A 2,143-nucleotide genomic window follows, 5' to 3' on the forward strand; every position below is an offset into this window, starting at 1 on the left:
GTTGAGCGCCATGAAATGTTCAGCGCCCGAGCGGTTCCAGAAATCGTTCGCCACCACCATCGCGACGAGCGTCAGCATGCCGAGGCCGCCGGCGCCGAGCCACGTGAAGCGGCGAAACACCACGCACAGCGAGCCGCCGATCTCGACCACGATCGCCAGCGCCGCCCATAAGGCGGGAGGATGCAGGCCGAAATGCGCCTGCTCCGCGACCGCATCGCCGAAGTGCATCGCCTTGTTGACGCCGCCGATGAGGAACGCGGAAACGAGCGCCAGACGCGCGAGCGGCAGGATCCACGGCTGCGACAGCAGCGCGCGGATCCATGCCGGGTTGCCATGGGCGGTGCGCGCCGTCATGTCAGACCGCCCAGCACGAACAGCCGAACGCGCCCCAGAAGCCCTTCGCGTCCGACGTCGGCAACGCGCGGCCCCACGCGCTCGCATGCGCATGGCCGTGCAGGCCGCACGCGCTCGCGCAGCCGCACATCGCCGCGGCAGCCGCCCGTTGAAGCGGCGCGCCCTCTCGCTGCGTCGCGCCCCAGCCGCCGTAACCGCCGTACGCCCGCACCGGCGACCAGTCCGGCATCGCGGGCGGAATCGGCGCGTCGTGCGACGCGAACGGCCCGGCGCCCCACACGATCCGGCCGCCGACCACCGTCAGCAATGCGGTCGTGTCGACGATATCGTCCTCCGCGCACGTGAAGAAGTCGCGATCCGGGACCATCAGGTCGGCGAGCTGCCCGACCGCGATGCGCCCTTTCTTGCCCTCTTCGTTCGAGAACCACGTCACGTACTCGGTCCACATCCGCAGCGCCGTTTCGCGATCGAGCAGGTTGCGCTGCGGATACAGGCGCATCCCGCCGACCGTCTTGCCCGTCACCAGCCACGCGAGCGACACCCACGGGTTGTACGACGCGACGCGCGTCGCGTCCGTGCCGGCCGACACCTTGATGCCTTTCGACAGCATCTTCGCGACGGGCGGCGTCGCCTCGGCCGCCTGCGCGCCGTAGCGCTCGACGAAGTACTCGCCCTGGTACGCCATCCGGTGCTGCACCGCGATGCCGCCGCCGAGCGCGGCGATCCGGTCCATCGACCGCTCGGAGATCGTTTCCGCGTGATCGAAGAACCAGTTCAGCCCTTCGAGCGGGATATCCTCGTTGACCTTCTCGAACACGTCGAGCGCACGGCTGATGGTTTCGTCGTAGGTCGCATGCATGCGCCACGGCCAGCGGTTCTGCGCGAGCACGCGCACGACGCCTTCGAGATCGTCTTCCATCTGCGCGGGCAGGTCCGGACGCGCGACGCGGAAGTCCTCGAAGTCGGCCGCGGAAAACACCAGCATCTCGCCCGCGCCGTTGTGACGGAAGTAATCGGTGCCGTCGTGATACGTGACGCTCTTCGTCCAGTTCACGAAGTCTTCCTTCTCCGCGTTCGGCTTCTGCGTGAACAGGTTGTACGCGATGCGGATCGTCATCTCGCCCGCGTCGTGCAGCTTGCGGATCACTTCGTAATCGTCGGGGTAATTCTGCGAGCCGCCGCCCGCGTCGATCACGCCCGTCACGCCGAGCCGGTTCAGCTCGCGCATGAAGTGGCGCGTCGAGTTGTACTGGTACTCGAACGGCAGCTTCGGGCCCTTCGCGAGCGTCGCGTAGAGGATCGTCGCGTTCGGGTTCGCGAGCAGCAGGCCCGTCGGGTTGCCGGCGGCGTCGCGCAGGATCGTGCCGCCCGGCGGTTCGGGCGTGTCCTTCGTATAGCCGACGACGCGCAGCGCGGCCGCGTTCAGCAGCGCGCGATCGTACAGGTGCAGGATGAACACCGGCGTATCGGGCGCGACCGCGTTGAGTTCTTCGATCGTCGGCAGCCGCTTCTCGGCGAACTGGTGCTCGGTAAAGCCACCGACCACGCGCACCCACTGCGGCGCCGGCGTGATCGCGACCTGCTGCTTGAGCATCTCCATCGCGACGGCGAGCGAGCGCACGCCGTCCCAGCGCAGCTCCATGTTGTAGTTCAGGCCGCCGCGAATCACGTGGCAGTGGTTGTCGGTCAGGCCCGGCAGCACCGTGCGGCCGCCGAGGTCGACGACCTTCGTCGCGCGGCCCGCGAGCGGCATCACCTCCGCTTCGCTGCCGACCGCGACGAAGCGGCC

General features: G+C 68.5%; 2 protein-coding genes. Both read right to left on the reverse strand.

Annotated elements, in window-relative coordinates; genetic code table 11:
* On the reverse strand, positions 1-354 hold a 354-nt coding region (locus DIE06_RS37530), incomplete at its 3' end, for a DoxX family protein (RefSeq protein ID WP_148094380.1).
* 1 nt (position 355) lies between these two features.
* Positions 356-2,143 (reverse strand): amidohydrolase (locus DIE06_RS37535; RefSeq protein ID WP_148094381.1); only part of this gene is annotated, 1,788 nt, incomplete at its 5' end.

Origin of the sequence: Burkholderia sp. Bp8998, from assembly GCF_003854235.1 — a bacterium.
Classification (GTDB): Bacteria; Pseudomonadota; Gammaproteobacteria; order Burkholderiales; family Burkholderiaceae; genus Burkholderia.